The sequence below is a fragment of the Labrys sp. LIt4 genome (assembly GCF_017813775.1).
In the GTDB taxonomy this organism is placed as follows: domain Bacteria; phylum Pseudomonadota; class Alphaproteobacteria; order Rhizobiales; family Labraceae; genus Labrys; species Labrys okinawensis_A.
The window spans coordinates 1-26082 of the sequence record NZ_JAGIPY010000008.1 but is presented as its reverse complement, the minus strand read 5'-3'; the positions used below and the strand labels follow the sequence as shown (position 1 = coordinate 26082).

Sequence of the window (26082 nt, the reverse complement as noted above, 5' to 3'; positions counted from 1 at the left end):
CGAAAGAACAAACAAGCGGTCACGGCTGAACCCGCTTTGCTTCGGAGTCGGAACGATACATGGGAAGAAGGATGCGAAAGACCGTGCGCTTGTTCTGGCTCTCGCATTCCACGATGCCTCCGTGATCGCCGACGATCTTGGCGACGAGGGCCAGTCCCAGCCCAGTACCGCTGGTCTTGGTGGTGACGAAGGGATCGAACAGATAGGGCAGGAGATCGGGCGCCACGCCGGGCCCGTTATCCTTGATGCACACTTCGATGGGCAGGCTGACCCGCGAGGAAGAACCCGGCACCGAAAGGCGCACGCCCGGCTTGAAGCCGGTGGTCATGGTGATCTCGCCATCCGCCTCGCCGTCAACGGCCTCGGCAGCGTTCTTGACCAGGTTGAGCACGACCTGAACGAGCTGGTCCTTGTTGGCGTGAACCGGCGGCAATGAGGGATCGTAGTCCTCGATGAACTTGATCTTGCGGGCAAAGCCGGACTGGGCCAGCTTCTTCACATGCTCCAGCACGACATGGATGTTCACCGGGCTGCGCGCCACCGGGCGCTCATCCGAGAACACTTCCATGCGGTCGACCAGCTTGACGATGCGGTCGGCCTCCTCGCAGATCAGCTGCGTCAGCTCGCGGTCGGCGTCCTCGACCGACTGCTCCAGGAGCTGGGCCGCACCGCGAATGCCGGAGAGCGGGTTCTTGATCTCATGAGCCAGCATGGCCGCCAGCGCCGTCACCGACCGTGCGGCGCCGCGATGGGTAAGCTGACGGTCCATCTTGTCGGCAATGGTGCGTTCCTGCAGCATGATCACCACGCCGCCGGATTGATCCTGCATCGGAGCGACCTGGATGTCGACATGCCGCTCGCCCCCGAGGCGGGGCGAGCCGAGATCGACCCGATATTCGTTCACTGGGGCGTTGCGTTCGCGAACCTGCTCGATCAAGGCCAGCAGCGGCGAGCCGAAGGGCAGGAGATCCTTGATCAGATTGCGCCGCATCATCGGGGCGCTGACGTCGAAGAAGGCCTCGGCCGCCATATTCGCATCGAGCACCCTGCCCTGCGCATCTACGGACAGAATCGCGTGGGGCAAGGCATTCAGGACGGCTTCATGATTGGGCATGTGGCGCGGCAGGGCTGTCATGCGGCCACCCGATCGAGACTGGCGAAATAGGCGGTGAAGGCGGTCGCCACCTCGCCGGGCTGGTCGCCCGTCAGCACCGACTGGCGCAGCTCGGCATTGCCGCCGCCGAAATAGGCCTGAGCCGCCTCCATTGCGGACGCCAGATGCTTGCGGGCGTGGCGAATACCGTGCGCCGGCCCGTAGAGATCGAGCAGGCCGTGATAATGCTCGAGCGCGAGATCGCGCTGCACCTGTGCATCGGGCACCGGCAGAGCTTCGCCGGCTGCGAGCTCGCGGGCGATATGTCCCGGCAGCCATGGCCGTCCCTGGGCGGCCCGGCCGACCATGATGGCATCGCAGCCCGATTGCTGCAGCATGGCCAGGGCGTCACTGAGCCCCCGGCAATCGCCATTGGCGACGACGGGAATGCTGACGGCCTGCTTGACCGCCCGGATGGCCTGCCAATCGGCCGTGCCCTTGTAAAATTGCATGCGTGTGCGCCCATGCACGGTGATCATGGCGGCCCCCGCCTGCTCTGCGCGGCGGGCGAGCTCCGGCGCGTTCAGGCTGGCATGATCCCAGCCCAGGCGCATCTTCACCGTCACCGGAACCTTCACGGCCGATACCGTCGCGTCGATCAGGGTAAGCGCATGATCGAGATCGCGCATCAGGGCAGAGCCCGACCAGCCGCCGGTGACTCGCTTGGCCGGACAGCCCATATTGATGTCGACGACATCAGCGCCGGCGTCGACCGCCACCCGGGCCGCCTCCCCCATCCAGCGCGCCTCGCACCCCGCGAGCTGCACGACATGGGGGCCGCCGCCGGGCGCTTCGGCCCGCAAACGCGCCTCCTCGTCACCCGTAGCGAGACGATCGCTCGCCACCATCTCGGAAATCACGAGGCCCGCACCCTGGCGCTGCGCGATACCGCGCAGCACGGCATCGGTCACACCAGACATCGGTGCCAGGACCACCGGGTTCGCCAACTCGACCGTGCCGATCCGCAGCCGCCTTGGCGGCACGGATTCGATCGTGGCCGTGATTTCCTTGCCTACCATGAATGCAGGGCTCCTTTGTGCTCACAATCTAGCCAGTCGCATGGGCGGCAGCAAGCGGAATTCGCCTCCTAAACAAGCATGCCTGCAAAACGGGCAACGCAGGGCAACCCCACCGGTTCCCCCGCTCTGATGCGCCGATTTGCACATTGTCCGCGTTTGGCAAATGATGTGGTTGCGCAAGGGCACCTTCTAAGATCCCTTACAGCCGCGTCCGGGAGTGAAATCGATGAAGTTGAAGCTGTCACAAATCGTTATAGCCGCTATCTCAACCATTGTGTTGGCGGGGGCCGCCCAGGCGGGCGATGCTTCCGGAACCTGGCTGAGGGAGAATGGCGAATCGAAGGTGAAGATAGCCCCGTGCGGGGAAGCTCTGTGCGGCTCCGTCGTCTGGGTCAAGGATCCCAAGCATCAGGGCAATGTCGGCAAACGCGTGTTCTACGACATGGCGCCGTCGGGCGATGACAAATGGAAAGGCAAGGCCTTCAATCCCGAAGACGGCAAGACCTATACCGGCACCATGACCCTTTCGGGCAACCGGCTCACCACGGCAGGCTGCGTTCTCGGCGGCTTGATCTGCCGGTCTGTCAGCTGGAGCCGTCAATAGGCCCTGCAGGCGCGCTGCCCAGACGCGCGGCGCGCCCTTTCGGCTGAAACGAGGCCGGGACTTGTTGGACGAAAGGATGTGGAGCGATGGCGGCAGAAAGAGAGCCGGCGGCGCGGCCGATTTCGTCGCATGACGTGTCCTGGACGGAATGGGCCGAGGTGCCGCGTTTCGGCGTGCGCTACCGGCACCTCACCCAGGCGGCCATCGGCGGATCCTACCATGTCGGCGTGGCCATCGAGGAGCTGGAGCCGGGGAAGCAGAGCTCGCCGGCGCATTTTCACATCTTCGAGGAAGAGCATGTCTACGTCCTCGAGGGCGAGCTCACGGTACGGGTCGGCACCGAAACATACAGGCTGAAGGCCGGCGACTATATCTGCTTTCCTGCCGGCCAGCGGGCCGGCCATTGCCTGCTCAATCACGCCAGTGCGCCGGCCCGCTATGTGATCGTCGGCGAACGCAACGAGAATGAGGTGGTGGTCTACACCGACTCGAACAAGGTGCTGGTACGGGCGCTCGGAAGGGACGCCCTCCTCGACCTCGAGGCAGCGCGCAATTACTGGGACGGCGAGGACACCGGCCTCGACGATCCAGCCTTTCCACGCCCCGACATCATCGGCAATCTTGCGGCAAAGCCGATCAAGCCGCTTGCGCCCATCTCACAGGACGACGTGCCCTGGGACGAGAACGGTGCCGGGCCGCAATTCGGCGGCTCTTCCAAGCACCTGACCTACGCCGCCGCGGGCAGGGCCTATCGGGTCGGCGTGCTGATCGAATCCCCGGCTCCCGGCATGCGCCTCTGTCCGACCCACTACCATATGCTGGAGGAAGAGCATGCGCTGATCCTCGAAGGAGAGCTGACGCTCATCCTGGGAGAAGAGCGCCTTGCCATGAAACCGGGAGACTATGTCTGCTTTCCTGCCGGGCGGAAGATCGGCCACTCCTTCGTCAATAGCGGCGCGGGTCCCTGCCGCTACCTGATGATCGGCGAGCGCAATCCGAACGAGGTCTGCGTCTATCCCGACTCCAACAAGATGGCGGTCGACGCCCTCCGCGTGGAGCCGGGGGTTTTCGACATGTCGGCGACAAAGGGGTATTGGGACGGCGAGAAGACGCGATAGGCGCCAATTCCCGCGATCCCGGAGAGAAACCGCGCCGCTGATTACAGCCCGAGCTTGGCCTTGAGGATGTCGTTCACGGCCTGCGGGTTGGCCTTGCCGCCACTCTGCTTCATCACCTGGCCGACGAACCAGCCGAGCATGGTGGGCTTGGCCTTGACCTGCTCGACCTTGTCGGGATTGGCCGATATCACCGCATCGATGGCCGCCTCGATCGCACCGGTATCGGTGACCTGCTTCATGCCGCGGGCCTCGACGATGGCGCGCGGGTCGCCGCCCTCGGTCCAGACGATCTCGAACAGATCCTTGGCGATCTTGCCCGAAATGACGCTCTCGCCGATGAGATCGACGATGCCGCCGAGTTGCTGGGCCGAGACGGGCGAAGAGGTGATGTCGAGCCCCTCCTTGTTCAGCCGGCCGAACAATTCGTTGATCACCCAGTTTGCCGCGATCTTGCCGTCACGGCCCTTGGCGACCTCCTCGAAGAAGTCCGCGGATTCGCGCTCGGCCGTCAGCACGCCGGCATCGTAAGCCGACAGGCCGTACTGGCTGATGAAGCGCGCCTTCTTGGGGTCGGGCAGTTCCGGCAAATGGCTGGCGAGATCATCGACATAGGCCTGATCGAATTCGAGCGGCAGGAGATCCGGATCGGGAAAATAGCGATAGTCATGCGCTTCTTCCTTCGAACGCATGGACCGCGTCTCGCCCTTGTTGGGATCGTAGAGGCGGGTCTCCTGGTCAATGGTGCCGCCATCCTCCAGAATGCCGATCTGGCGACGGGCCTCCACCTCGACGGCCTGGCCGATGAAACGGATCGAGTTGACGTTCTTGATCTCGCAGCGCGTGCCGAAGGGCTCGCCCGGGCGGCGCACGGAGACGTTGACGTCGGCACGCAGATTGCCCTTATCCATGTCGCCGTCACAGGTGCCGAGATAACGCAGGATCGTGCGCAGCTTGGTGACATAGGCGCGCGCCTCGTCGGCCGAACGCAGGTCGGGCTTGGAGACGATCTCCATCAGGGCCACGCCCGAGCGGTTGAGATCGACCAGCGAGACGTCGCCCACATGCATGGACTTGCCGGCATCCTGCTCGAGATGAAGCCGCTCGATGCCCACGCTCAGCGTCTCACCGGTCTCCGGCACCTCGACGATGATGGTGCCCTCGCCGATGATCGGCTGCTTGTACTGAGAGATCTGGTAGCCCTGCGGCAGGTCGGGATAGAAATAGTTCTTGCGATCGAATACCGATTTCAGATTGACCTGCGCCCTCAGGCCGAGACCGGTGCGGATGGCCTGGCGCACGCATTCCTCGTTGATCACTGGCAGCATGCCGGGCATGGCAGCATCGACCAGCGACACATGGCTGTTGGGCTCCCCGCCGAACTTGGTGGAGGCGCCGGAAAACAGCTTGGATTCGGAGGTGACCTGGGCATGGATTTCCATGCCGACAACCACTTCCCAGTCGCCCGTGGCGCCCTTGATCAGCTTCTTGGGGTCAACCGTGGCGTTCATGTCTAGGCTCCGGTTCAGAATAGAATTCAATGTTGCAGCGGGCTGACGTCAGCCTCGTCTGTCGGCATTCAGGTGCCGGTTCTCGTAGTCGATGATCCAGGCCACCATGTCTCGCCAGATGAGTTCGGCGAGTTCGGGCGGCAATCCTTCGATTTCAGCCCGCCTGCAGGCAGAGGCCACCACTTCCTCGACGCGTTCGGGGATATTGGCGGGCAGGCCGTCGCGGTTCTTCACCTTGACCACCCGTTGCACGACCCTGAGGCGGCTGGCCAGCAGATGCACCAGCTTTTCGTCGATGGCATCGATCTCCCGGCGCAGATCCGCCAATGTCTCGGTCGTGCCCGATGTTTCGCCGGTGTTCTGGCCGTCGCTCATGCTCAGGCCCACCAGCGTTCTGGTCGGCCGGGCGAGCCGGCCGCCTGTTCGACGGCATGGCCGAGGGTGAACAGCGTCTCCTCGTCGAAGGGGCGCCCGATGAGCTGCAGGCCGAGCGGCAGGCCGCCCGAGGACAGCCCCGCCGGGACGGACAGGCCCGGCAGGCCGGCCAGGTTCACCGTCACCGTGAAGACGTCGTAGAGATACATCTCCACCGGATCGGCCCCACCCTTTTCGCCGATGCCGAAGGCGGGTGACGGTGTGGCCGGCGTGAGGATGGCGTCGACGCCCGCGGCATAGGCCTGTTCGAAATCGCGCTTGATCAGCGTGCGGATCTTCTGGGCCCGGACGTAATAGGCGTCGTAATAGCCGGCCGAGAGCACATAGGTGCCGATCAGGATGCGGCGCTTCACCTCGGCGCCGAAACCGGCAGCGCGGGTGTTCTCGTAAAGCTCGGTGATCTCGCGGCCGGCAACCCGCTCACCATAGCGCACACCGTCATAGCGGGCCAGGTTGGAGGAGCACTCGGCCGGCGCCACGATGTAATAGGCCGGCAGGGCATATTTGGTGTGCGGCAGGCTGATCTCGCGGATCTCGGCGCCGGCATCACGCAGCCAGTCGATGCCCTTCTGCCAGAGCGCGTCGATCTCCGCCGACATGCCCTCGACCCGATATTCCTTGGGAATGCCGATGACCTTGCCCTTGATGCTGCCGCCGATCGCCGCCTCGTAGTCGGGTACGGCGATATCCATGGACGTCGTGTCCTTGGGGTCGTGCCCGGCCATCGAATTGAGCATGACGGCGCAATCGCGCACCGTATGGCCGAAGGCGCCCGCCTGGTCGAGCGACGAGGCGTAGGCGATGATCCCCCAGCGTGAGCACCGGCCATAGGTCGGTTTGATGCCGGTGATACCGGTGATGGCGGCGGGCTGGCGGATGGAGCCGCCCGTGTCGGTGCCGGCCGCACCGGGGCACAGGCGCGCGGCCACAGCGGCGGCGGACCCGCCCGAAGAGCCGCCGGGAACCAGGAAGCCGTCCGGCGTCTTGCCGGCAGAGCGTGCGTCATCGAGCTTGCGCTTGCCTTCCTCGGCGCTCCAGCCCGGCGGCAGCCAAGGCGAGACGGCCGCTCCGAAGGCGGAGGTTTCGTTCGACGAGCCCATCGCGAATTCGTCATTGTTGGTCTTGCCGAGCATCACGGCGCCATCGCGCCAGAGCTGGCTCGTCACAGTCGACTCGTAGGGGGGCACGAAATTGTCGAGAATGCGCGAGCAGGCGGTGGTGCGTACGCCCTCGGTGGCAAACAGGTCCTTGACGCCGAGCGGCACGCCTTCGAGCGGGCCGCCCTCGCCCCGGGCGAGCTTGTCATCGGCCCGCGCAGCCATCGCAAGCGCCTGTTCCGGCGTCTCCAGCACATAGGCGTTGAGGCCGCGTGCCTTCTCCATCGCATCGAGATAGGCCTTGGCCGCCTCGGTCGCGGTAAACGCCTTGGCCTTCAGGCCGTCGCGGATTTCGGCAAGGGTGAGGTCGGTAATATGGCTCACGGAAGAATGTCCTGAACGGATACGGCCCGGGTTCGGAGCGGCCGGGAAGGCAGCGGCTCGAACGCGCGGGGCCTGGAAACGGCGTAACTCAGTCGACGACCTTGGGAACAAGGAAATAATTGTCCTCGGAAGCCGGCGCGTTGGCGACGATCTTCTCGGCGATATTGCCGTCCGTCACCACGTCCTGGCGCTTCTTCATCACCATCGGTGTCACCGACGTCATCGGCTCGATGCCGTCGACGTCGACTTCGTCGAGTTGGGCCACGAAATCGAGGATGGCATTCAGTTCGCCCTGCAAATGCGGAACGTCTTCTTCGGTGACGGCAATGCGCGCGAGACGCGCGATACGCTTCACCGTGGCGGCATCGACAGACATGAAACCCTCGATTGTGCGCAAAATCACGGAACGGCGCGGTCTATCACGCGTAGCTTTGCAGGCGCAACCAGTCTTGTCCCCCATGATGCCGCAAGTCGGGGGAACGAGTCACGCTTGTTTGACGCCATTTGCGCGATGGCTCTCGCACGAGGCCGTTGCGCAAGCTATCCTGCCTCTGCGATTGGGGGACTTCCATGAGAGCACGCTGTGTCCTGCTCCTGTTCGTGCTCCTGGCTTTCGGGAGCGGCATGACGCCGGCCTCCGCCAAGCTGCTCGCCCTGATCGTAGGCAACAACACCTATCAGGAAGTGCCGCCGCTGCAGACGGCGGTGAACGATGCCCAGGCGATGCGCGAGGCATTGCAGCGGGCGGGCTTCGCGGTCACGCTCGTGGAGAACGGCACCAAGCGCCAGATCAGCCGGGCCATGGCGACGGTGGAGGGCGCCATCAGCCCTGGCGACACCGTGCTCTTCCACTACTCCGGCCACGGCGTCGAGATCGACGGTCAGAACTGGCTGTTGCCCGTCGACATCCCTACCGCAAAGGAAGGCGAGGCCGGCCTCATCAAGGACGAATCCTTCAACGCCGCCGACATCATCGATCGCTTCCGCGCCAGGGGCGCGCGGCAGGTGGTGGCGATACTCGATGCCTGCCGCAACAACCCCTTCGCCCAGGGCGGCACACGCGCGCTGCCCGCGACCAGGGGGCTTGCACGCATGGAAGCGGATGGCGGCGTCTTCATCATGTTCTCGGCCGGCACCAAGCAGGAAGCGCTGGATCGCCTCTCGGCGGCCGATCCGGAAAAGACCTCCGTCTTCGTGCGCTCCTTCCTGCCGCTGCTGGGGCGGCAGGATCTGACGCTGATCGACATGGCCAAGGAAACGCAGGAGAAGGTGCGTACCCTTGCCCGCAGCGCCGGACGAGAGCAGGTGCCAGCCTATTATGACGGGATCGTCGGCAGGGTCACGCTGACGGGCGAGCTGCCCTCGGCGCGCTCAAGCACCTCATCGCCTGCAATCACGCCTGACCCACCTTCCGCTGGCAACGGCCAGTCGGAAAACCTGTTCTGGCAATCGATCCAGAACAGCTCCGATCCCGCCATGTTCCAGGCCTATCTCGACCAGGTGGGCGCCGGGACGTTCACGGGCACCTACAAGGTGCTTGCCCAGATCAAGCTCGCCGCGTTGCAGCCCAAAGCCGCGCAACAGCCGGCAACGAAACCGATTCCTTCCCCGCCTCCGGCAGCCGGGCAGGCCACGGCGTCACCGCCGCCCATGCCCGGCAACGCGCCCCTGGATGCCGCCGTGACCGCCTGCGACCAGGCTGCCGCCGATACGCGCGATCCCGACAAGCCGGCCGCAGTCACCGGAGTGAGGCTGTCGGCCGACAGCGCCTCTGCGGCTATCGCCGCCTGCAGCAAGGCCATTGCGGTGCCCGGTGCGCCGCGCCGCGTCTATTATCAGCTTTCCGCTGCCTACGGACAGAATGGACAGGACGCTCTGGCGCTGGCGCAGCTTCAGAAGGCCGCTTCGCTCGGCCACGGGCTTTCACTCTACGAGTTGGCCGGGCGCTATCTGGCCGGGCGCGGTGTTCCCAAGGATGCCATCAAGGCACTCAGCCTCTATTACAAGGCTATCGATGGAAATTATGGGCCGGCCATCAGTCGAATCGCCTGGATGTATGCCAACGGCCTCGGCGCCAGCCGCGATTATCGCAAGGCCGTGGCGATCTACGAACTCGGGGTCAAGAACAAGGAACCCACGGCCTATTCCGGCCTCGGCCTGCTCTATCTCAAGGGCCAGGGCGTGGCCAAGGATGTCGGCAAGGCCTGCGACCTCTTCAGGCAGGGCGCGTCGGCCGGGGACGCCGACGCGGCCGGCAATCTCAATGCCAAATGCCCGCCGGGCTGAGCGACAGGCGCAGGCAGCCCGGATGGTTAGACATGAGCGGAGACGAGGGATGTCGATGAAACTGCTGGCAGGTCCGCTGTTCGCCACGGCGCTGGCGCTGTCGTGGAGCGCACCGGGCCTGGCGGATCACGCCCGTCCCCTGCTGCTTGCCCAGGCGAGCCAGTCGGCCGAGGACATCTTCTGGCAATCAGTGCAGAACAGCACCGATCCCGCCATGTTCCAAGCCTATCTCGACCAGGTGGCCAACGGGACCTTCAAGGGCATCTACAAACCCCTCGCCGACCTCAAGCTGAAGGCCCTCGGCAAGGCTGCCGCGCCGGTCGCCAGTGAAGTCGCGCCCGCTCCAGCCGCGACGCCGAGCGCGCAGCCAGCAGAGCCGCGGCCAACCTCCACCCCCCCGGAACCGTCATCGGCGCCAACAAGCGACGTGGCGTCGCCCGATATCGAAGCTTGCGATCGGGCGGCGGCTCATGCAATGGACGAGCAAAAACCGGCCAACCTGCCCGGTATCACCTTCGACAGGCTCGACACCCAGGCCGCGATCAACGCCTGCCTAAAAGCCACCAAGATCCCCGGCGCCCCGGCACGTGAGTTCTTTCAGCTCGGCCGCAGCTATGAAAAAGCCGAGAACTACAAGGACGCCATGGCGGCCTACAAAACTGCCATGGAAAAGGGGCATAGAAGAGCCATCTACAACGTGGCAACGGGCCTGATGCAAAACCGTCGCGGCGTGAAGAAAGATCCTGCCGCCGCGCTCGCGCTATTGGAGCAGGCGGCCTCCGCCAAGGTGCAATACTCGCTCTCCGCCCTTGGGAATTATTACAAGGACGGCGTCGGCGGCAGGCGCAATTATGCCAAAGCCATCGACTACTACAATCAGGCCATCGCCACGGGAGACACGCTCGGCTATGTCGGCCTCGGCATCATGACGTATGACGGCATCGGCATGCGCCGCAACCGCAACAAGGCCTGCGATCTATGGCAGCAAGGTTCGACGCTGGGGGACGAAAGTTCGGCCAACCTCAGCAAGCGCTTTTGTCGCTATCGGTAAGGCCGCGTGACCGATCGGCCTCGTTTCGGATAGGCAGCCGTAGGGAGGCTGCCTATCGGCGCGGACTCGGTGGAGATGATGCAAGATCGACACGCCACGTCTCGAACGTTTCAGCCTGCAAATTCATCGCCTAGGGTGCAGGCTGCCTGCGCTCCTCCCATGCATCCTCACCCGACTTCCACGCTCTCGCCGGACTTGGGAGCGAGCACCCTCGTCTTGGTGCCGGCGAGCCCCGCGGCGAAGGTGTCGGCATTGCTTACCAGGCCGGGGAAGGTGGCGTAATGGCAGGGGATGGCGACATCGAGATCGAGATAGCGCTTCACCGCCAGCGCCGCGGTTTGCGGGCCCATCGTGTAGCGGTCTCCGATCGGCACCAGGCCGATCTTGGGCTGATGCAATTCCGCGATCAGGGCCATGTCGGAAAAGATGTCGGTATCGCCGAGATGATAGAGCGTCGGCTGGCCCGGCGCCTTGAGGATGAGCCCATTGGCGTTGCCGACAGCAATGCTGACGCCATTGTCGATCAGACTGGCCGAATGATCGGCTCGAACCATGGTGGCGCTGAAACCGCCGAGATCGACGGTGCCGCCGGTGTTCATCGGCTCGATCTTTTCCACGCCCTTGCCGGCCAGGAAGGTCACGAGATCGGCGTTGGAGACCACCGTCGCGCCGGTTTCCCGCGCCAGCTCGATGGTGTCACCGACATGATCGGCATGACCATGGGTGAGCAATATGTGGCTGATGCCCGCACTGACGGCGGCACGATCGCCTTTGAAGGAGGGATTCCCGCTCAGGAAAGGGTCGAACAACACGGCCTTGCCGTCGAATTCGACCCGAAAAGCGGCATGGCCGAGCCAGGTAATACGCATTTGGGAAATCCTTTGAACAATGAGGTTGGTGCTTGGATCAGAAAACCATAACGCCTGAGCGGCGCAAAATGCTATCGGGATTCTCGCAGGGGTCCACGATGAGGCGCCCTTACCGGGAGCGCGGAGGTCCTCGTCCGCTTCCAGGACCGTGACATTCAATGGATGGGTAGAGCGGACGAGGACGTCCGCGCTCCCAGGGATATTTCCTTGATTGTTGATCTCTTCGACCTTGCAGAAAACCTGCCCGCCCATCAGCGCCTGCTCGGCCTCGATCTCGGCACCAAGACGATCGGCCTGGCGCTTTCCGACGTGATGCTCACCATCGCCTCGCCCCTGGAGACGATCCGCCGCACCAAATTCACCACCGATGCCGAGCAGTTGCTCGCTCTCTGCGCCCGGCACGAGGTCGGCGGCCTGGTGCTCGGCTATCCCCTCAACATGGATGGCAGCAAAGGCCCGCGCGCCCAGGCTTCCGAGAGCTTTGCCCGCAACCTGCAGCGCCTGAGCGACCTGCCGGTTGCCCTCTGGGACGAACGCCTGTCGACGGCCGCAGTGACCCGAACCTTGCTTGAAGCCGACGCTTCGCGTCGCAGGCGGGCAGAAGTCGTCGACAAAATGGCGGCATCCTTCATCCTGCAAGGCGCGTTGGATCGCCTGGGCTACGGGCGATGACCTCATGCGAACCATCACTGAACCAGCGCGCCAAATCGACGTCATCCTGGAAACCGACGTGCTGGTGGTCGGCAGCGGCCCGGCGGGGCTGGCAGCCGCCCTCGCCTCCGCGCGTGCCGGCGCCGAGACGACTCTGTTGGAGCGCCATGGCTGCTTCGGCGGCAACATCACCCAGGTGGGGGTCGAGGGCTTTGCCTGGTACCGACACGAGCACACGGTCGACAGCGAGGGTATCGGCATCGAGTTCGAACAGCGCGCCAAGGCGATGGGCGCCGCCCAGCCCGAACCGCAATCCGACAGCCAGGCGCTCGACGCCGAACTGTTCAAATACGTCGCCGACGTCCTGGTCCAGGAAGCCGGGATCCGCCCCCTGCTCCACAGGCTGGTCGTGGGCACCCTTGTCGAGGACGGCGAGATCAGGGGTGTGATCACCGAAAGCAAGGCCGGGCGGGAGGCGATCCTCGCCAGGCGCGTGGTGGATGCGACCGGCGATGCCGACATCGCTTTCCGGGCGGGCGCTCCCACCTACAAGACACCACGCGAAGAGATGCAGGCCGCTTCGGTGATGTTCTCAATGTGCGGCGTCGACAAGCGCCGGTTCATCGAGGCGGTGAAGTCCGATCCGCAGACCTACAAGGACTGGGGCGGCGGCGAATGGACCGTGGAGACCACCGGCAAGGAGGATGCTATGTTCTCGCCCTTCCTGCGCAAGCCTTTCAGCAAGGCAATCGAGGCCGGCGAGATTCCCGCCAATCTGTCCACCATCTGCGGCACCTGGGGAGCGGTTTCCGACCAGGGGGACCTGACCTATCTCAATCTGGTGCATCTGCCCGAGGTGGATGGGACGGATCCCGGCGACCTCACCAAGGGCGAGATCGAGGGGCGGCGCCAGGCTGTGATGGCGGTGGAAGCCCTGCGCCGCTACATGCCCGGCTGCGAAACCGCCAAGCTGCGCAATTTCGGCATGACGATCGGCATTCGCGACACCCGCAAGATCGACGCCCACTACAACATGGCGGGTTCGGATGTGCGCGAACAGGCGCGTTTCGATGATTCGATCGGCATCTTCCCCGAATTCATCGACGGCTACGGCATTCTGATCCTGCCGACGACCGGGCGATATTTCCATGTGCCCTACCGCGCCATGCTGCCTTACAAGATCAAGAACCTGATCGTCGCCGGCCGGAGCATCGGTGGCGACAAGGTCTCGCATGCGGCCGTGCGTAACATGATGTGCTGCGCCGTTGCCGGCCAGGGGGCGGGCGTCGCCGCAGCGGTTTCCCTGAAGAGCGGGCGCTCCTTCCACGACGTCGATATCGCGCAGGTGCAACAGGAACTGCGCCGCCAGGGCGCGCGGATCCATTGATGCCGGCCGGAGCCGAAACGGCGGAAGCGATCAGCGTCCGTGCCGTTCCAGCGCTTCGATCACCGCCTTGGGGACCTCGATGGCGTCCTCCGCGTGCCTGCGACCGGGAATATGCACGCCCTTGCCGGACAGCCTTTCCAACTGCTGCTTCAAGCGGTCGGCAAAATCCGGCTCCAGCAGATCGGGCTTCAGGGCGAGAACGAACAGGCCCGCACCCGGGCTCTTCGCACCGGTCATGAAGCGGGGAGCATCGAGCGACCAGTTCGCCCCGCTGATGCCGGCCGCCAGCACTTCGACCATCAGCGCGATATTGCCGCCGCGCGCGCCGCCGAAAGCCAAGAGGGCTCCCTTGACGGCTTCGCGGGCATCGGTCGTCGGCTGCCCCTGTGCATCGATCGCCCAGCCCTCGGGAATGGCCTCGCCCTTCTCGGCGGCCTGCCGGACATTGACGAAGGCCGTGGCGCTGGAAGCCTGGTCGATCACCAAGGGGGGCTCGCCGGCGACAGGCGCCGCGAATGCCAGCGGATTGGTGCAATAGACCGCCTCGCTGCCCAACGCGGCTGCCATCAGGGCCGGACCATTCGAAGCGGCAAGAGCCACCAGTCCCCGCTCGGCCAGGCGGCGCACATAGGACCCGAGCTCCCCGGTGGTATAGCTGTTGCGCTGGGCGAAGGCGGCCAGCCCATAGCGGCCTGCGCGGTTGCACAATTCCTCGAAGGCCCTGTCGAAACCAAGCTGGGCGATGCCGCCTTTCGCGTCAGAGCGGATGATGGCCAAGGCCGGATCGTCGAGCTCCGGCTCCACGTCGGTGGCGATCCTGCCCGAGGTAAAACCGACCAGGTAATCGCGCAGATGGGAGAGCCCCACCGAGGAGCGCCCTGCCCATTCGGCGGCCACGACGGCATCGGCGAGCGACCACGCGATCGCCTCGCCGGCACCGGCTCCGCGGCAGGCGCCATAAGCGAGAGTCCAGGCCGCCTCCCGCCCCAATCTCACGACATCCGACATCGGCGACCATCACTCCCAAAGCGTCCTGCGATCTGCCGGAATACACAGGAAATTGTCCAGCAAAGAGTTGGAGCAACCGAGCATTCGGGCACGATCGCCCGATTGTCTAGAACGCCGAAGCCGGATCCGGCCGGCTGCTTGCCAGTTTCGTGCGATAGATGAGCAGCGCCGCGACCAATCCGCAGGCTGCCGCCACCGACAGCCACAGCCCGGGAGCGGCCTTGTTCTGCAAAAGCGAGATCAGCCAAGTGGAGATCGCCAGCGAGAAACCGCCAAGCGCCGTGGCGAGGCTGTAGGCCAGCGAGAAGCCCGTCGTGCGGACATGGGCCGGCACGATCTCGGTCAGGGCCACCACCATGGCGCCGTTATAGCTACCATAGAGGAAGGAAAACCACAGCTCGACCTCCAGCATGCGGGAAAAGCTCGGGGCACTGACCAGCCAGGACAGCGCGGGATAGGCCGTCACCAGCATCAGGAAGGAGAAGATCGCCAGAATGGGAAAACGCCCAATGCGGTCCGACAAAGCTCCCATCACCGGCAGCCAGATGAAATTGGAGATGCCGACGCAAAGGGTGACGACCAGGGCATCGGACTCCGACAGCTTGAGCACATTCTTGCCGAAGGTCGGCGTGTAGACCGTGATCAGATAGAAGGAGACGGTGGTCATCAGAACGAGCATCACGCCGAGCAGCACGACCTGCCAGTTCTGCAGCAGGGAAGACACGGCCTGCTGCAAGGTCGGGCGGATGTGGCGTGCCTCGAACTCGGCCGTCTCCTCCAGGCTCCGGCGCAGGAAGAACAGCAGCGGCACGATCATGCAGCCGATGAAGAAGGGAATGCGCCAGGCCCAATCGGTGATGGTCGCCGGCACGAACACGCGATTGAGCGCATAGCCGATCAGGGCGGAGACGATGATGGCGACCTGCTGGCTGCCCGATTGCCAGGAGACATAAAAGCCCTTGTTGCCCGGGGTTGCCATCTCCGCGAGATAGACGGACACGCCGCCCAGTTCCACGCCCGCCGAAAAGCCCTGCAGCAACCGCCCGACCAGGACCAGGATCGGCGCCATCAGGCCGATGGTGGCGTAACCGGGCACGAAGGCGATCAGCACCGTCCCCATCGCCATGATGCCGAGCGTAACGATCAGCCCCTGCCGCCGGCCGATGCGATCGATATAGGCGCCGAGGAACAATGCGCCGAGCGGCCGCATCAGGAAGCCGGCACCGAACGTCATGAAGGCTTGCAGAAGAGACGTCGTTTCGTTCTGAGAGGGAAAGAAAGCCTGGGAAATCTGGGTGGCGTAGAACCCGAACAGAAAGAAATCGAACATTTCGAGGAAATTGCCGCTGGTGACCCTGAGTACGGTCCCCACTTTCGACTGAGCTGCCGCCGCGCCTGCCATGAGCGTCCTTCCTGTCTGCTCGTGTTCTGCGCCCCCCGGCGCGAGCATTAAGAGCCAGCCCCCGCGCCCGGACAAGGGAAATATTCCGTGGGCCGGGAGGAGAGCGGCCCTCCCGATCCATGCGAAAAGGCCGCCGCCGGAAAGCTCGGCAAATCGCGGATGGCCCGGCGGAGAGGGTTCACCTCCCCGCCGGGCTGACCGAAGCGAAGAACGCCTCCGGCTCGTCCACCTCGATGAGTTTGCGGCCCTCGATCAGCCAGAAACGGCTGCCGACGGCCCGTACGAAGCTCCTGTCATGCGAGACCAGCAGACAACTGACGTTGGGACGCAGCAATTCCCCCTCCAATGCCTCCTGGCCTTCGATGTCGAGATGATTGGTCGGCTCGTCGAGGAGATAGAAGTTCGGCTCGGCCAGGCGCAGCATCAAAAGGCCCAGGCGGGCCTTCTGGCCGCCGGAAAGCCGGCCGATCGGCCGGGTCTGCTTTTCGATGGCGATGCCGGCTCCGGCCAGGAGGGAGCGCCCGCGCTGGTCGCCGATATCGAATCGATGGGTCAGGGCGTGATGCGGCGTCTGCCCATCGTCGAGATCGGCCAGGGCCTGGTCGCCATAGCCCAGCACCAGTGCGGGCGTTGCCTTGATGCCTTCCGCGCCTATTTCCGGCTGCGCTATGGCGCGGCGCAGCATGGTGACGAGGCGGCTCTTGCCCGTCCCGTTCCGGCCGAGGAGGACGATGCGATCGCCCTGGCAGATGAAGTGCTTGCCGGTCCGGAACAGCAGCGTGCCATCCGGTGTCGTCACGGCCGCATCCTCCAGCGTCACCAGCACCTTGGCATGTGTGCCCTGGCTGGCAAGACGAACCGCCCCGGCGGAGCGCTCCTGATGCGCCGGCCTTGCCGCCTCCTCCAGCCGCTCTGCCCGCTCCTTGAGCTGCTTGGTCTTGACCACCAGCAGATCGCTGCCGGAGTTGATGCCGATATTGTTCAGCTTCGCGGCTTGCTTGCGCAACTGCTGGGCCGTCCTGATGTCGCGCTGATAGCGCCGCTCCTCCGAAGCGTCGGCTTCCGCGAGAGCAGCGCGCGCCCGCGAATAGGCCAAGGGAAACAAATGCGACCCCTCCGGGCGCAGGAACAGGGTGCGGTTTGTCGTGGCATCGAGGAAGGCGCGATCATGGCTTGCCACCATCACGGGCACGTCCCGCGGCAGGGCGTTGAGCCAGTCCTCCAGCAGCGCGATCTTGGTAAGATCGAGATGGTTGGTGGGCTCGTCGAGCAGCAGGAGATCGGGCTCCCTTACCCAGACCCGGGCCAGCATGGCAAGCCTCAGCCACCCCCCACTCAACTGCCCAAGAGGTTTTTGCCGCAGATCGTTCGGCACCTGCAGCGAATCGAGGGTGACGTCGACGCGCCAAGCCTCGCTCGCCTGCGCCTCTTCGGGCAGCGCCGCGAGGACGGCCTCGTAAAAGGGGATGTCCAGAAGGAGGGACGGCACATTTTGTTCGACATGGCCGACGGTCAGCCCGCGTGACCTTATGATGTCCCCCTCCCCGGCTTCCATCGTGCCGGCAATGCAGCGGAGCAAAGTGGACTTGCCCCGGCCGTTGGCCGCCACCAGGCCGATGCGGTCGCCGGCATTGATGGTGAGGGTGAGTTGCGAGAAGAGCGGTGCGCTCAGCGTCACGCCGAGGTTGCGCAGGGTAATCAGGCTCATGGAAATTCTCTGGTCCGAACCGGCGATCGCAATGTCCCGGGCATCAAGCCATCGGGGGGATGCAGGGCGAAGGCGCGGCGTTTGACGATGCGCAATCACGAGCGGGAGCTCGTTCTGCACGGCCATCAGGGCAGACCAGTACGGGGGAAGAAACGGCCTCTGGTCAGCCCTGCAAACGCATTTGCAGGGCCTGGACTGGGCCACGCTGGCGATGATGGTCGGAACGAATAATCATGCGCAGCCCTCCTTTCCCAGGTTCGAGTACCGCGATCGCGGATAGCATTGGTCGGGGGGATAGGCAAGGCAGTCCGGAGGGGCGATCTCCAGATCGATCACTTTCTTGTGGCGATGGCAGCACTTCCAGGAGGTCGATCGCGCCATCATTCGATGGAGCTGAGGAGATAGCCCATCCAATGCCCGCGGTGGAAAAATGCGCCAGCCTCATCTCCTGCCTTGCTGCCGTCACCTGTGCGGCCTATGAAGTCGGCTTTGATGACAAAGCCAGCTCCAGCGACGTATCCGCACCGCCACCTCCTCGGCATAGAAGGCCTGACGGAGAGCGATATCATCAGCCTGCTCGACGAAGCCGACGAGCACATCGCCTTCAACAGGCAGGTCGAGAAGAAATCATCCGCCTTGCGCGGGCGGACCCAGATCAACCTGTTCTTCGAGCCCTCGACGCGCACTCAGTCCTCCTTCGAACTGGCAGGCAAGCGTCTCGGGGCAGACGTGATGAACATGTCGGTCGGCTCGTCCTCGGTGAAGAAGGGCGAGACGTTGATCGACACGGCGGTGACCCTCAACGCGATGCGGCCCGATGTGATCGTGGTGCGCCATAACCAGGCTGGCGCCGTGCATCTCCTGGCGAGAAAAGTCGATTGCGCCGTGGTCAACGCCGGGGATGGCGCCCACGAACATCCGACCCAGGCCCTGCTCGATGCTCTCACCATCCGCCGCAACAAGGGGCGGATTGCCGGGCTGACGGTGGCGATCTGCGGCGACATCCTGCATTCGCGCGTCGCCCGCTCCAACATCCTGCTGCTCGGCACGCTTGGCGCCCGCGTGCGCCTGATCGCCCCCTCCACCCTGTTGCCGGCCGGCATCGACCGCTTCGGCGTCGAGATCCACAGGGACATGAAGGAAGGCCTGGATAACGCCGACATCGTGATGATGCTGCGCCTCCAGCGCGAGCGCATGGCCGGCGCCTTCATCCCATCCACCAAGGAATATTTCCGCTATTTCGGGCTGGACGAGGAAAAGCTCAGTCATGCCAAGCCGGATGCGCTGGTGATGCATCCGGGCCCGATGAATCGCGGAGTGGAGATCGATACCGCCGTCGCGGATGGCGCGCAGTCGCTTATCCGTGAGCAGGTGGAAGCGGGCGTCGCGGTCCGCATGGCCGTGCTCGAAGCGCTCGCCCGCAACCTGCCGAATGCCTGAGGGGAAAATCCGTTGAATAGTGCTCGCCCTCTGCTTCTGGCCAATGCCCTCCTGACCGATCCCGCCGCCCGCAGCCAGCAGCGCGGCGGCCTGCTGATTTGCGACGGCGTCATCGCCGATATCGGACCCCACCTCACCGCCGGTGCCGTTGGCCCGGATATTGCCGTCATCGACTGCGAAGGCCAGATCCTCGCACCCGGCCTCATCGACATGCGGGCCGTGACGGGCGAACCAGGCGCCGAGCATCGCGAAACGCTCGCTACCGCCTCTCAGGCCGCTGCCGCCGGCGGTGTCACCACCATCGTGTGCACGCCTGAAACCCATCCGCCGATCGACGATCCCGCCGTGGTCGATTTCGTGCTGCGCCGCGCCCGCGACACCGCCATCGTGCATGTCCATGCCATGGCGGCGCTGACCAAGGGTCTGGCCGGCCAGGAGATGACCGAAATCGGCCTGCTCGGCGAGGCCGGCGCCCTGGCCTTCACCGACGGCGCACGCAGCGTGATGAATGCGCGCGTGATGCGCCGGGCGCTGACATATGCGCGCGATTTCGACGCCCTCATCATCCATCACACCCAGGACAAGGACCTGGCCGGCGACGGGGTGATGAACGAGGGCGAATTTGCCAGCCGCCTCGGCCTGCCCGGCATCCCCGCCGAGGCCGAGGCAATGCTGCTGGAGCGGGACATGCGCCTGGTCGCCCTGACCGGCGGGCGTTATCACGCCGCCACCGTCACCTGCCGCGCCTCCCTGAACGTATTGCGCCGAGCCAAGCAGGACGGGCTCAACGTCACCGCCTCGACCTCGATCAACCACGTCACTCTCAACGAGAACGACGTCGACGGCTTCCGCACCTTCTGCAAGGTCTCGCCGCCGCTGCGCCATGAGGATGACCGCTTGGCCCTGGTGCAGGCCATCAAGGACGGGCTGGTCGACGCGATCGTCTCCGATCACAACCCCCAGGACGTCGAGACCAAGCGCCAGCCCTTCGCCGAGGCGGCCGACGGCGCCATCGGCCTGGAGACCATGCTCTCGGCGGGACTTCGCCTGGTACATGACGGTTCGCTCGACCTGATCGGCCTGCTGCGCGCCCTATCGACCCGCCCCGCCGAGATCCTGCGCCTGCCCGGCGGCACGCTGGCCAAGGGGGCCGGCGCGGACATCATCGTCTTCGATCCCGACGTGCCCTTCGTGCTCGACGCGGCCAAGCTGCGCTCGCGCTGCAAGAACTCACCCTTCGACGAAGCCCGCCTCAGCGGCCTGGTTTCGCGGACCTTCGTCTCTGGCAAGCAGGTGTTCGAGCGGAGCTGATACCAGCGCCCCCGTTCGCTGGAGCTTGGGAAAAGCCATGCAGGTCGCGTGTTGCCCGACCTGGCGCTGCGAAGGCGGTCGTTGATATGCCGGTCTGAAGACCGGCACACCAGACCGCGCCCAGGCATTATTCGTCGAAAGCCTGGTCCAAGGCCTGTTTCTGCGCCGCGCTGGGAGCGCCCAGATAGACCGGCCTGTCGCCGTCGCGGACCTCCGCCCAGGCCCGGCGGCCATCGGCCGTGAACAGGAAGACGCTGCCATATTCGGCACAGGTCACGTTGGTCGGGCAGACCATGGCGACGCGATAGGGAGAACCGTCGACATTCACCTGCTTGGAACCGAAGGTCATGTAGTCGCCCTTGCGCCTGAGGACGTCGGACAGATAGTCGGGAACGGGCGACAATTCCTTCAGCAGGGCACTATAGGCACCCTTGTAGGGCTGGGCCTTCACCAGCCTGTCCAGGGCGGGAAACTCCTTTTCGACCTGTTCGTTATAGGTCGGCTGCTGCGCGAGGGCAGCGCCGGCAAACGCGAGGAACAGGGCCGAAGCCACGATGGCACGCATTCAAATCTCCTTCAGTCGGCCGGCTCCCGCACATGCGGCCTGCGCTGGAGCAAAGCGCGTTCACATGCGAACGCTTGTTTGCCCTAGCTCTTAACTCTTTGTTCCGACCCGTCTTTGCGATTCTCGGTGATTCCGGGAAATCACAAAACGCTTTAGCGTCATACAGCATTGAACCAGCTCGACACATGGGGAAAGCCTTAGCGTGCTCCCGGGTCATCGCAATCTGGTGCCCATCAAAGGCTGAGGAAAACTCCTTCACCGGCACCTCACCCCGCGTGTCGATGAAAATTTTCGTGGCCGGGCCTTGGTCAGTGGCGATAGTGTGCGGCACGGACTTTTCCTTCAAAGCGAGCTGCCGATGTTTGCCGACCTGACCCTGACGACGACGCTGGCGGCGCTGCTGCTCGGCTATCTGCTCGGGTCGATCCCCTTTGGCCTGATTCTCACCCGGGTGGCAGGGCTGGGTGATATCCGCGCCATCGGCTCGGGCAATATCGGCACCACCAACGTCCTGCGCACCGGCCGCAAGGATCTGGCGGCGGCTACCCTGATCCTCGACGCTCTCAAAGGCACGGCCGCCGTGCTGCTTGCCCGCCATTTCTGGGGGGATGGGGCCGCCGTCGTCGCCGGGCTCGCCGCCTTTGTCGGCCATCTCTTCCCGATCTGGCTGAAATTCAAGGGTGGCAAGGGGGTCGCGACCTATCTCGGACTGCTTGCCGCCTTCGCCTGGCCCATCGCCATCTTCTTCGCACTGGTCTGGGTCCTGGTGGCCTTCACCACCCGCTATTCTTCCGCCTCCGCCCTGACCGCCAGTCTGCTGAGCCCGATCGGGCTGTTGCTGATGGGCTACCAGCGTGAAGCCCTGCTCTTTGCCGTCCTCTCGGCGGTCCTCTGGGTGATGCACCGCGCCAATATCGGCCGCCTCCTCAATGGCACGGAGAGCCGCATCGGAAAGAAGGCGTGACGTCGCCAGGCTCAGTCCTTCCGGATGAAGAAAAGCTGGATTGGCTGCGCCTGATCCGCTGCGACGGCATTGGCCCTATCAGCTTCAAGGGCCTCCTGGAAAGCCACGGCTCCGCCCGCGCGGTGATCGAAGCCTTGCCGGAGATCGCCAGGCGCAGCGGCCGAGCCCTCAAGCTGCCATCCGAGGCCAGCCTCCAGCGCGAATTGCAGGCCATGGCTGCCCTTGGCGCCCGCTTCGTGGCCATAGGCGAAGCGGATTACCCCGTCTCCCTGGCCGCTATCGATTCGGCTCCGCCCCTCCTCGCCGCCTGGGGTTCGCTCGCTCCCTTGTCCCGGCCGATGGTCGCTATCGTGGGCGCCCGCAATGCCTCCGCACTCGGACGCCGATTCGCTGCTACAATGGCGAGCGAACTCGCCAATGCCGGCTTCACCGTGGTTTCCGGCCTGGCACGCGGGATCGATGAAGCGGCCCATAGCGCGACGATCGGAAACGGCACCGTCGCCGTGGTCGGCGGCGGGCTCGGCAATATCTATCCTCCCCAGCACCTACAGCTCGCACGGGACATCGGCCAGGCGGGCTGCGTCCTGTCCGAAATGCCGTTCGACTGGGTGGCGACCGCACGTGATTTTCCCAAACGCAACCGTATCGTTTCGGGCCTGTCGCTTGGCGTGGTGATCATCGAGGCCGCCGCGCGTTCCGGCTCTCTCATCACCGCCCGCTTGGCTTTGGAACAGGGGCGGGAACTGATGGCAGTCCCGGGCTCCCCGCTCGACCCGCGCAACGAAGGCAGCAACAAATTGCTGCGCGAGGGTGCCGTCCTGGTCCGGCATGCCGGCGACGTGCTGGAAGCCCTTGCGCCACTGGTCGAGCGCCCGGTAGCGCCGCCGCGGCGACCCGTTCAACCTCGTTTCAATTTCGAGCCCCCCTCCTCCGAAGCCCCTCCCACCCCACCGTTCGCCTCGACGGGCGACCCCGACCAGGATCGGCTGATCGCCGTGCTCGGTCCCTCGCCCGTGGCTATGGATGAGCTGGTGCGCGCCAGCGGCCTCGATGCCCGGCGGGTTCAGCTCGCTTTGCTGGAGCTCGATATGTCGGGACGGATCGAACGGCACGGCAACGGCATGGTGTCGCTGTTGTAAGCCGCTCGGTCGAATTGACTTACCTTCGCCTTTTGCCCATCTTGCCGCCGCCTTGGTGGTTGCAACACCGCCTGATCCGACAAATGCGCCGGTTTGCAATTTTCGGATTTACCCTTATTTGGCAGTTAGTCGACGGCTCCAGGACGCCTATTCGCGCCGAAAGCCGGACGGCCTGCTCGTTTCCATGCCCTGTTTGGCCGGCCACCAAGGTGAGCTCCTGGCAGGGAAGATTTCGTTTTCCGCGTAGTGAACGGCCCGCCCCATGCCTGTCGTCATCGTTGAGTCGCCTGCCAAAGCACAGACGATCAACAAATATCTCGGTTCCAACTACCAGGTGATCGCCTCCTATGGTCACGTGCGCGACCTGCCGGCCAAGGACGGTTCGGTGGAGCCCGACGCCGATTTCGCCATGGTGTGGGAAAACGACGCCAAGGCCGGCAAGCGCCTGTCCGACATCGCCAAAGCGGTGAAGGAGAGCGACAAGCTCATTCTGGCAACCGACCCCGACCGCGAGGGCGAGGCGATCTCCTGGCACGTCCTGGAGATCCTGCGCCAGAAGCGCGCCATCAAGGACATTCCTGTCGAACGTGTGACCTTCAACGCCATCACCAAGGATGCGGTGCTGAAGGCCATGAAGGCACCGCGCGAGATCGACGAAGGCCTGGTCGACGCCTATCTCGCCCGCCGGGCCCTCGACTATCTCGTCGGCTTCCGCCTGTCGCCGGTGCTCTGGCGCAAACTGCCGGGCGCCCGCTCGGCCGGACGCGTTCAATCGGTAGCCCTGCGCCTGGTCTGCGACCGGGAACTGGAGATCGAGCGCTTCGTCGCCCGCGAATATTGGTCCCTCGTCGCTACGCTCGCCACGCCGCGCGGCGATCTGTTCGAGGCTCGCCTCGTCGGGGCCGACGGCCAGAAGATCCAGCGCCTCGACGTGGGCACGGAGAAGGAGGCGCTCGCCTTCCGGGACGCCCTCGATCGGGGCCATTATGTCGTCGCCAGCGTCGAGGCCAAGCCCGCCCGGCGCAATCCCTTCCCGCCCTTCACCACGTCGACGCTGCAGCAGGAGGCCAGCCGCAAGCTCGGCCTGTCGCCCAACCGCACCATGCAGATCGCCCAGCGTCTCTATGAAGGCGTGAACTTGAATGGCGAACAGGTCGGCCTGATCACCTATATGCGTACCGATGGCGTCGACATGGCCCCGGAGGCCGTCGCTGCCGTGCGCAGCATGATCGGCAAGAGCTATGCCCCGGGCTATTTGCCCGAAACGCCGCGCCGCTACACCACCAAGGCCAAGAACGCCCAGGAAGCCCACGAGGCGATCCGCCCGACCGATCCCTTCCGCACCCCCAAGGATGTCGCCCGTTTCCTCGACAACGAGCAGGCCCGGCTCTACGAGTTGATCTGGAAGCGTACGATTGCCAGCCAGATGGCGTCCGCCGAGCTCGAGCGCACCACCGTCGACATCCTGGTCGAGGCCGGCGGCCGCAAGCTCGACCTGCGCGCGACCGGTCAGGTCGTCAAGTTCGACGGCTTCCTCACGCTCTACAATGAAGACCGCGACGATGATGGCGACGAGGAAGACGGCAAGCGCCTGCCCGCCATGTCGGCTGGCGAAACGCTCGACAAGAAATCGATCGCCGCTACCCAGCATTTCACCGAGCCGCCGCCGCGCTACAGCGAGGCAACGCTGATCAAGCGCATGGAGGAACTCGGTATCGGGCGGCCCTCGACCTATGCCGCGACGCTCGCCACGCTGCGGGATCGCGAATATGTCTCCGTCGACAAGAAGCGCCTGAAGGCCGAGGACAAGGGCCGCCTCGTCACCGCCTTCCTCGAGAGCTTCTTCGCCCGTTACGTCGAATATGACTTCACCGCCGCGTTGGAGGAAAAGCTCGACCGCATCTCCAACCACGAGCTCGACTGGAAGGAAGTCCTGCGCGATTTCTGGCGTGATTTCTCAGCCGCCATCGACGGCACCAAGGAATTGCGCACCACCCAGGTGCTCGATGCCCTCAACGACCTGCTCGGTCCTCACATCTTTCCCGACCGGGGCGACGGCTCCAATCCGCGCCAATGCAAGGTGTGCGGTACCGGCACGCTCTCGCTCAAGCTCGGCAGGCAGGGTCCCTTCATCGGTTGCTCCAACTATCCCGAATGCCGTTACACCCGCAATTTCTCCGCCGGCGCCGGCGCGAATGGCGAGGCGGAAGGTGGCGGGGAGGCAGGCACGAAGAAGCTGGGGACCGATCCGGAAACCGGCCTCGACGTCACGCTTCGCGACGGGCGTTTCGGTCCTTACGTCCAACTCGGCGAAGGCGACAAGCCCAAGCGTTCCAGCCTGCCGCGCGGCATGAGTGCCTCCGGCGTCGACCTGGAGCGGGCATTGGCGTTGCTCTCTCTGCCCAGGGAAGTCGCCGTCCATCCGGATACGGGAAAGCCGATCCTAGTCAATATAGGCCGCTACGGTCCTTATGTTCAGCATGAGAAGACCTTTGCCAGCCTCGACAAGGACGACGACGTGCTCTCGATCGGCGCCAATCGGGCGGTCGACCTCATCCTCACCAAGGAGAGCGGCGGTGCAGGCCGCCGCTTCGGCGGCAGCGCCCCGGCCGGCCGGCCCCTCGGCGATTATCCCGGCGGCGGCAAGATCGAGGTCAAGCCTGGCCGCTATGGCGCCTATGTCACCAATGGCAAGGTCAACGCCACCCTGCCCAAGGGTATGGAAGCCGATTCCGTCACCCTCGAGCAGGCGATCGAGTTGATCGCCGCCAAGGCCGGCAAGGCACCGGCGGCCAAGAAGGCGCCAGCCAAGAAAGCCACCGCCGCCAAGAAGCCTGCCGCCAAGAAGGCAACCAAGGCAATCGTCGATTCCGACGAGGTGCCATTCGATACCGATTGAGGCGGCGTTTCCGGCAACTGTAGTTGAGCGAGTGTCAGGCCTTGAACGGGGCCTGATCGCGCAAGATTGCATTGAGAGTGATGA

The 26082-nt window shown here is 64.7% G+C and carries 22 protein-coding genes; 11 read left to right on the top strand and 11 right to left on the bottom strand.

The window, feature by feature from the left end; all coding sequences use genetic code 11:
* Nucleotides 1-19: 19 nt before the first annotated feature.
* Entirely contained in the window at nucleotides 20-1135 is a 1116-nt protein-coding gene (locus J8I29_RS16110) for a nitrogen regulation protein NR(II) (RefSeq protein WP_105864540.1), read from the bottom strand.
* Nucleotides 1132-2172, bottom strand: coding sequence for a tRNA dihydrouridine synthase DusB (gene dusB, locus J8I29_RS16105; RefSeq protein ID WP_209432435.1), 1041 nt, complete (start codon nucleotides 2170-2172; stop codon nucleotides 1132-1134). The genes J8I29_RS16110 and dusB overlap by 4 nt, the downstream gene beginning before the upstream one ends.
* A gap of 226 nt (nucleotides 2173-2398) precedes the next feature.
* On the opposite strand from dusB, the gene J8I29_RS16100 reads away from it, so the two are divergent.
* Nucleotides 2399-2776, top strand: coding sequence for a DUF2147 domain-containing protein (locus J8I29_RS16100; RefSeq protein ID WP_209432434.1), 378 nt, complete (start codon nucleotides 2399-2401; stop codon nucleotides 2774-2776).
* An 86-nt stretch (nucleotides 2777-2862) separates the two neighbouring features.
* Nucleotides 2863-3894 carry a cupin domain-containing protein gene (locus J8I29_RS16095; protein ID WP_209432433.1) on the top strand — a complete coding sequence of 344 codons (1032 nt, stop codon included), beginning with the start codon at nucleotides 2863-2865 and terminating at the stop codon, nucleotides 3892-3894.
* A gap of 41 nt (nucleotides 3895-3935) precedes the next feature.
* Here J8I29_RS16095 and gatB read toward each other — a convergent pair whose 3' ends face one another.
* The 4 genes from gatB to gatC form a co-directional block, all read right to left on the bottom strand.
* Nucleotides 3936-5402 (bottom strand): Asp-tRNA(Asn)/Glu-tRNA(Gln) amidotransferase subunit GatB, encoded by a 1467-nt coding sequence (gene gatB, locus J8I29_RS16090; RefSeq protein ID WP_105864544.1) that lies wholly within the window; start codon nucleotides 5400-5402, stop codon nucleotides 3936-3938.
* A gap of 48 nt (nucleotides 5403-5450) precedes the next feature.
* Complete coding sequence (locus J8I29_RS16085; protein WP_209432432.1) at nucleotides 5451-5777, bottom strand: chorismate mutase; 327 nt, start codon at nucleotides 5775-5777, stop codon at nucleotides 5451-5453.
* 2 nt (nucleotides 5778-5779) lie between these two features.
* Nucleotides 5780-7318 (bottom strand): amidase family protein, encoded by a 1539-nt coding sequence (locus tag J8I29_RS16080; RefSeq protein WP_209432431.1) that lies wholly within the window; start codon nucleotides 7316-7318, stop codon nucleotides 5780-5782.
* Between the two features lie 88 nt (nucleotides 7319-7406).
* Entirely contained in the window at nucleotides 7407-7694 is a 288-nt protein-coding gene (gatC, locus tag J8I29_RS16075) for an Asp-tRNA(Asn)/Glu-tRNA(Gln) amidotransferase subunit GatC (protein WP_068297110.1), read from the bottom strand.
* Between the two features lie 194 nt (nucleotides 7695-7888).
* Between gatC and J8I29_RS16070 the strand changes: the two genes are divergently transcribed.
* Together J8I29_RS16070 and J8I29_RS16065 are read left to right on the top strand one after the other, a co-directional pair.
* Nucleotides 7889-9604 carry a caspase family protein gene (locus J8I29_RS16070; RefSeq protein WP_209432430.1) on the top strand — a complete coding sequence of 572 codons (1716 nt, stop codon included), beginning with the start codon at nucleotides 7889-7891 and terminating at the stop codon, nucleotides 9602-9604.
* Complete coding sequence (locus tag J8I29_RS16065) at nucleotides 9582-10655, top strand: SEL1-like repeat protein (RefSeq protein ID WP_209432429.1); 1074 nt, start codon at nucleotides 9582-9584, stop codon at nucleotides 10653-10655. The genes J8I29_RS16070 and J8I29_RS16065 overlap by 23 nt, the downstream gene beginning before the upstream one ends.
* A gap of 167 nt (nucleotides 10656-10822) precedes the next feature.
* On the opposite strand, the gene J8I29_RS16060 is transcribed toward J8I29_RS16065, so the two are convergent.
* Nucleotides 10823-11524 (bottom strand): metal-dependent hydrolase, encoded by a 702-nt coding sequence (locus J8I29_RS16060; protein WP_209432428.1) that lies wholly within the window; start codon nucleotides 11522-11524, stop codon nucleotides 10823-10825.
* Nucleotides 11525-11731: 207 nt separating this feature from the next.
* Between J8I29_RS16060 and ruvX the strand changes: the two genes are divergently transcribed.
* A complete protein-coding gene (gene ruvX, locus J8I29_RS16055) occupies nucleotides 11732-12196 on the top strand; it encodes a Holliday junction resolvase RuvX (protein WP_245197062.1) in 465 nt (154 codons plus the stop codon).
* A gap of 4 nt (nucleotides 12197-12200) precedes the next feature.
* Complete coding sequence (locus J8I29_RS16050; RefSeq protein WP_105864550.1) at nucleotides 12201-13562, top strand: FAD-dependent oxidoreductase; 1362 nt, start codon at nucleotides 12201-12203, stop codon at nucleotides 13560-13562.
* A gap of 30 nt (nucleotides 13563-13592) precedes the next feature.
* Here J8I29_RS16050 and J8I29_RS16045 read toward each other — a convergent pair whose 3' ends face one another.
* The 3 genes from J8I29_RS16045 to J8I29_RS16035 all read right to left on the bottom strand — a co-directional run bounded on the left by J8I29_RS16045 (nucleotide 13593) and on the right by J8I29_RS16035 (nucleotide 17680).
* The gene (locus J8I29_RS16045; RefSeq protein ID WP_209432426.1) at nucleotides 13593-14570 is read right to left on the bottom strand and encodes an Ldh family oxidoreductase; all 978 of its coding nucleotides are present in this window, start codon (nucleotides 14568-14570) and stop codon (nucleotides 13593-13595) included.
* A gap of 106 nt (nucleotides 14571-14676) precedes the next feature.
* Nucleotides 14677-15972: an MFS transporter gene (locus J8I29_RS16040; protein ID WP_209432425.1), complete on the bottom strand. Its 1296-nt coding sequence runs from the start codon at nucleotides 15970-15972 to the stop codon at nucleotides 14677-14679.
* Between the two features lie 178 nt (nucleotides 15973-16150).
* Complete coding sequence (locus J8I29_RS16035; protein WP_105864552.1) at nucleotides 16151-17680, bottom strand: ABC-F family ATP-binding cassette domain-containing protein; 1530 nt, start codon at nucleotides 17678-17680, stop codon at nucleotides 16151-16153.
* 492 nt (nucleotides 17681-18172) lie between these two features.
* On the opposite strand from J8I29_RS16035, the gene J8I29_RS16030 reads away from it, so the two are divergent.
* The gene (locus tag J8I29_RS16030; protein ID WP_105864553.1) at nucleotides 18173-19120 is read left to right on the top strand and encodes an aspartate carbamoyltransferase catalytic subunit; all 948 of its coding nucleotides are present in this window, start codon (nucleotides 18173-18175) and stop codon (nucleotides 19118-19120) included.
* Between the two features lie 12 nt (nucleotides 19121-19132).
* Nucleotides 19133-20431 (top strand): dihydroorotase, encoded by a 1299-nt coding sequence (locus J8I29_RS16025; RefSeq protein ID WP_209432424.1) that lies wholly within the window; start codon nucleotides 19133-19135, stop codon nucleotides 20429-20431.
* A 127-nt stretch (nucleotides 20432-20558) separates the two neighbouring features.
* On the opposite strand, the gene J8I29_RS16020 is transcribed toward J8I29_RS16025, so the two are convergent.
* On the bottom strand, nucleotides 20559-20996 hold the full coding sequence (locus J8I29_RS16020; RefSeq protein WP_209432423.1) for a hypothetical protein: 438 nt from the start codon (nucleotides 20994-20996) through the stop codon (nucleotides 20559-20561).
* Between the two features lie 358 nt (nucleotides 20997-21354).
* Here J8I29_RS16020 and plsY point away from each other — a divergent pair, with 358 nt between their 5' ends.
* The 3 genes from plsY to topA all read left to right on the top strand — a co-directional run bounded on the left by plsY (nucleotide 21355) and on the right by topA (nucleotide 25998).
* On the top strand, nucleotides 21355-21960 hold the full coding sequence (gene plsY / locus J8I29_RS16015) for a glycerol-3-phosphate 1-O-acyltransferase PlsY (protein WP_105864557.1): 606 nt from the start codon (nucleotides 21355-21357) through the stop codon (nucleotides 21958-21960).
* Nucleotides 21957-23099, top strand: a complete 1143-nt coding sequence (gene dprA, locus J8I29_RS16010; protein WP_348536034.1) for a DNA-processing protein DprA — start codon at nucleotides 21957-21959, stop codon at nucleotides 23097-23099. The genes plsY and dprA overlap by 4 nt, the downstream gene beginning before the upstream one ends.
* Nucleotides 23100-23361: 262 nt before the next feature.
* Complete coding sequence (gene topA, locus J8I29_RS16005) at nucleotides 23362-25998, top strand: type I DNA topoisomerase (protein WP_209432422.1); 2637 nt, start codon at nucleotides 23362-23364, stop codon at nucleotides 25996-25998.
* Nucleotides 25999-26082 lie beyond the last annotated feature (84 nt).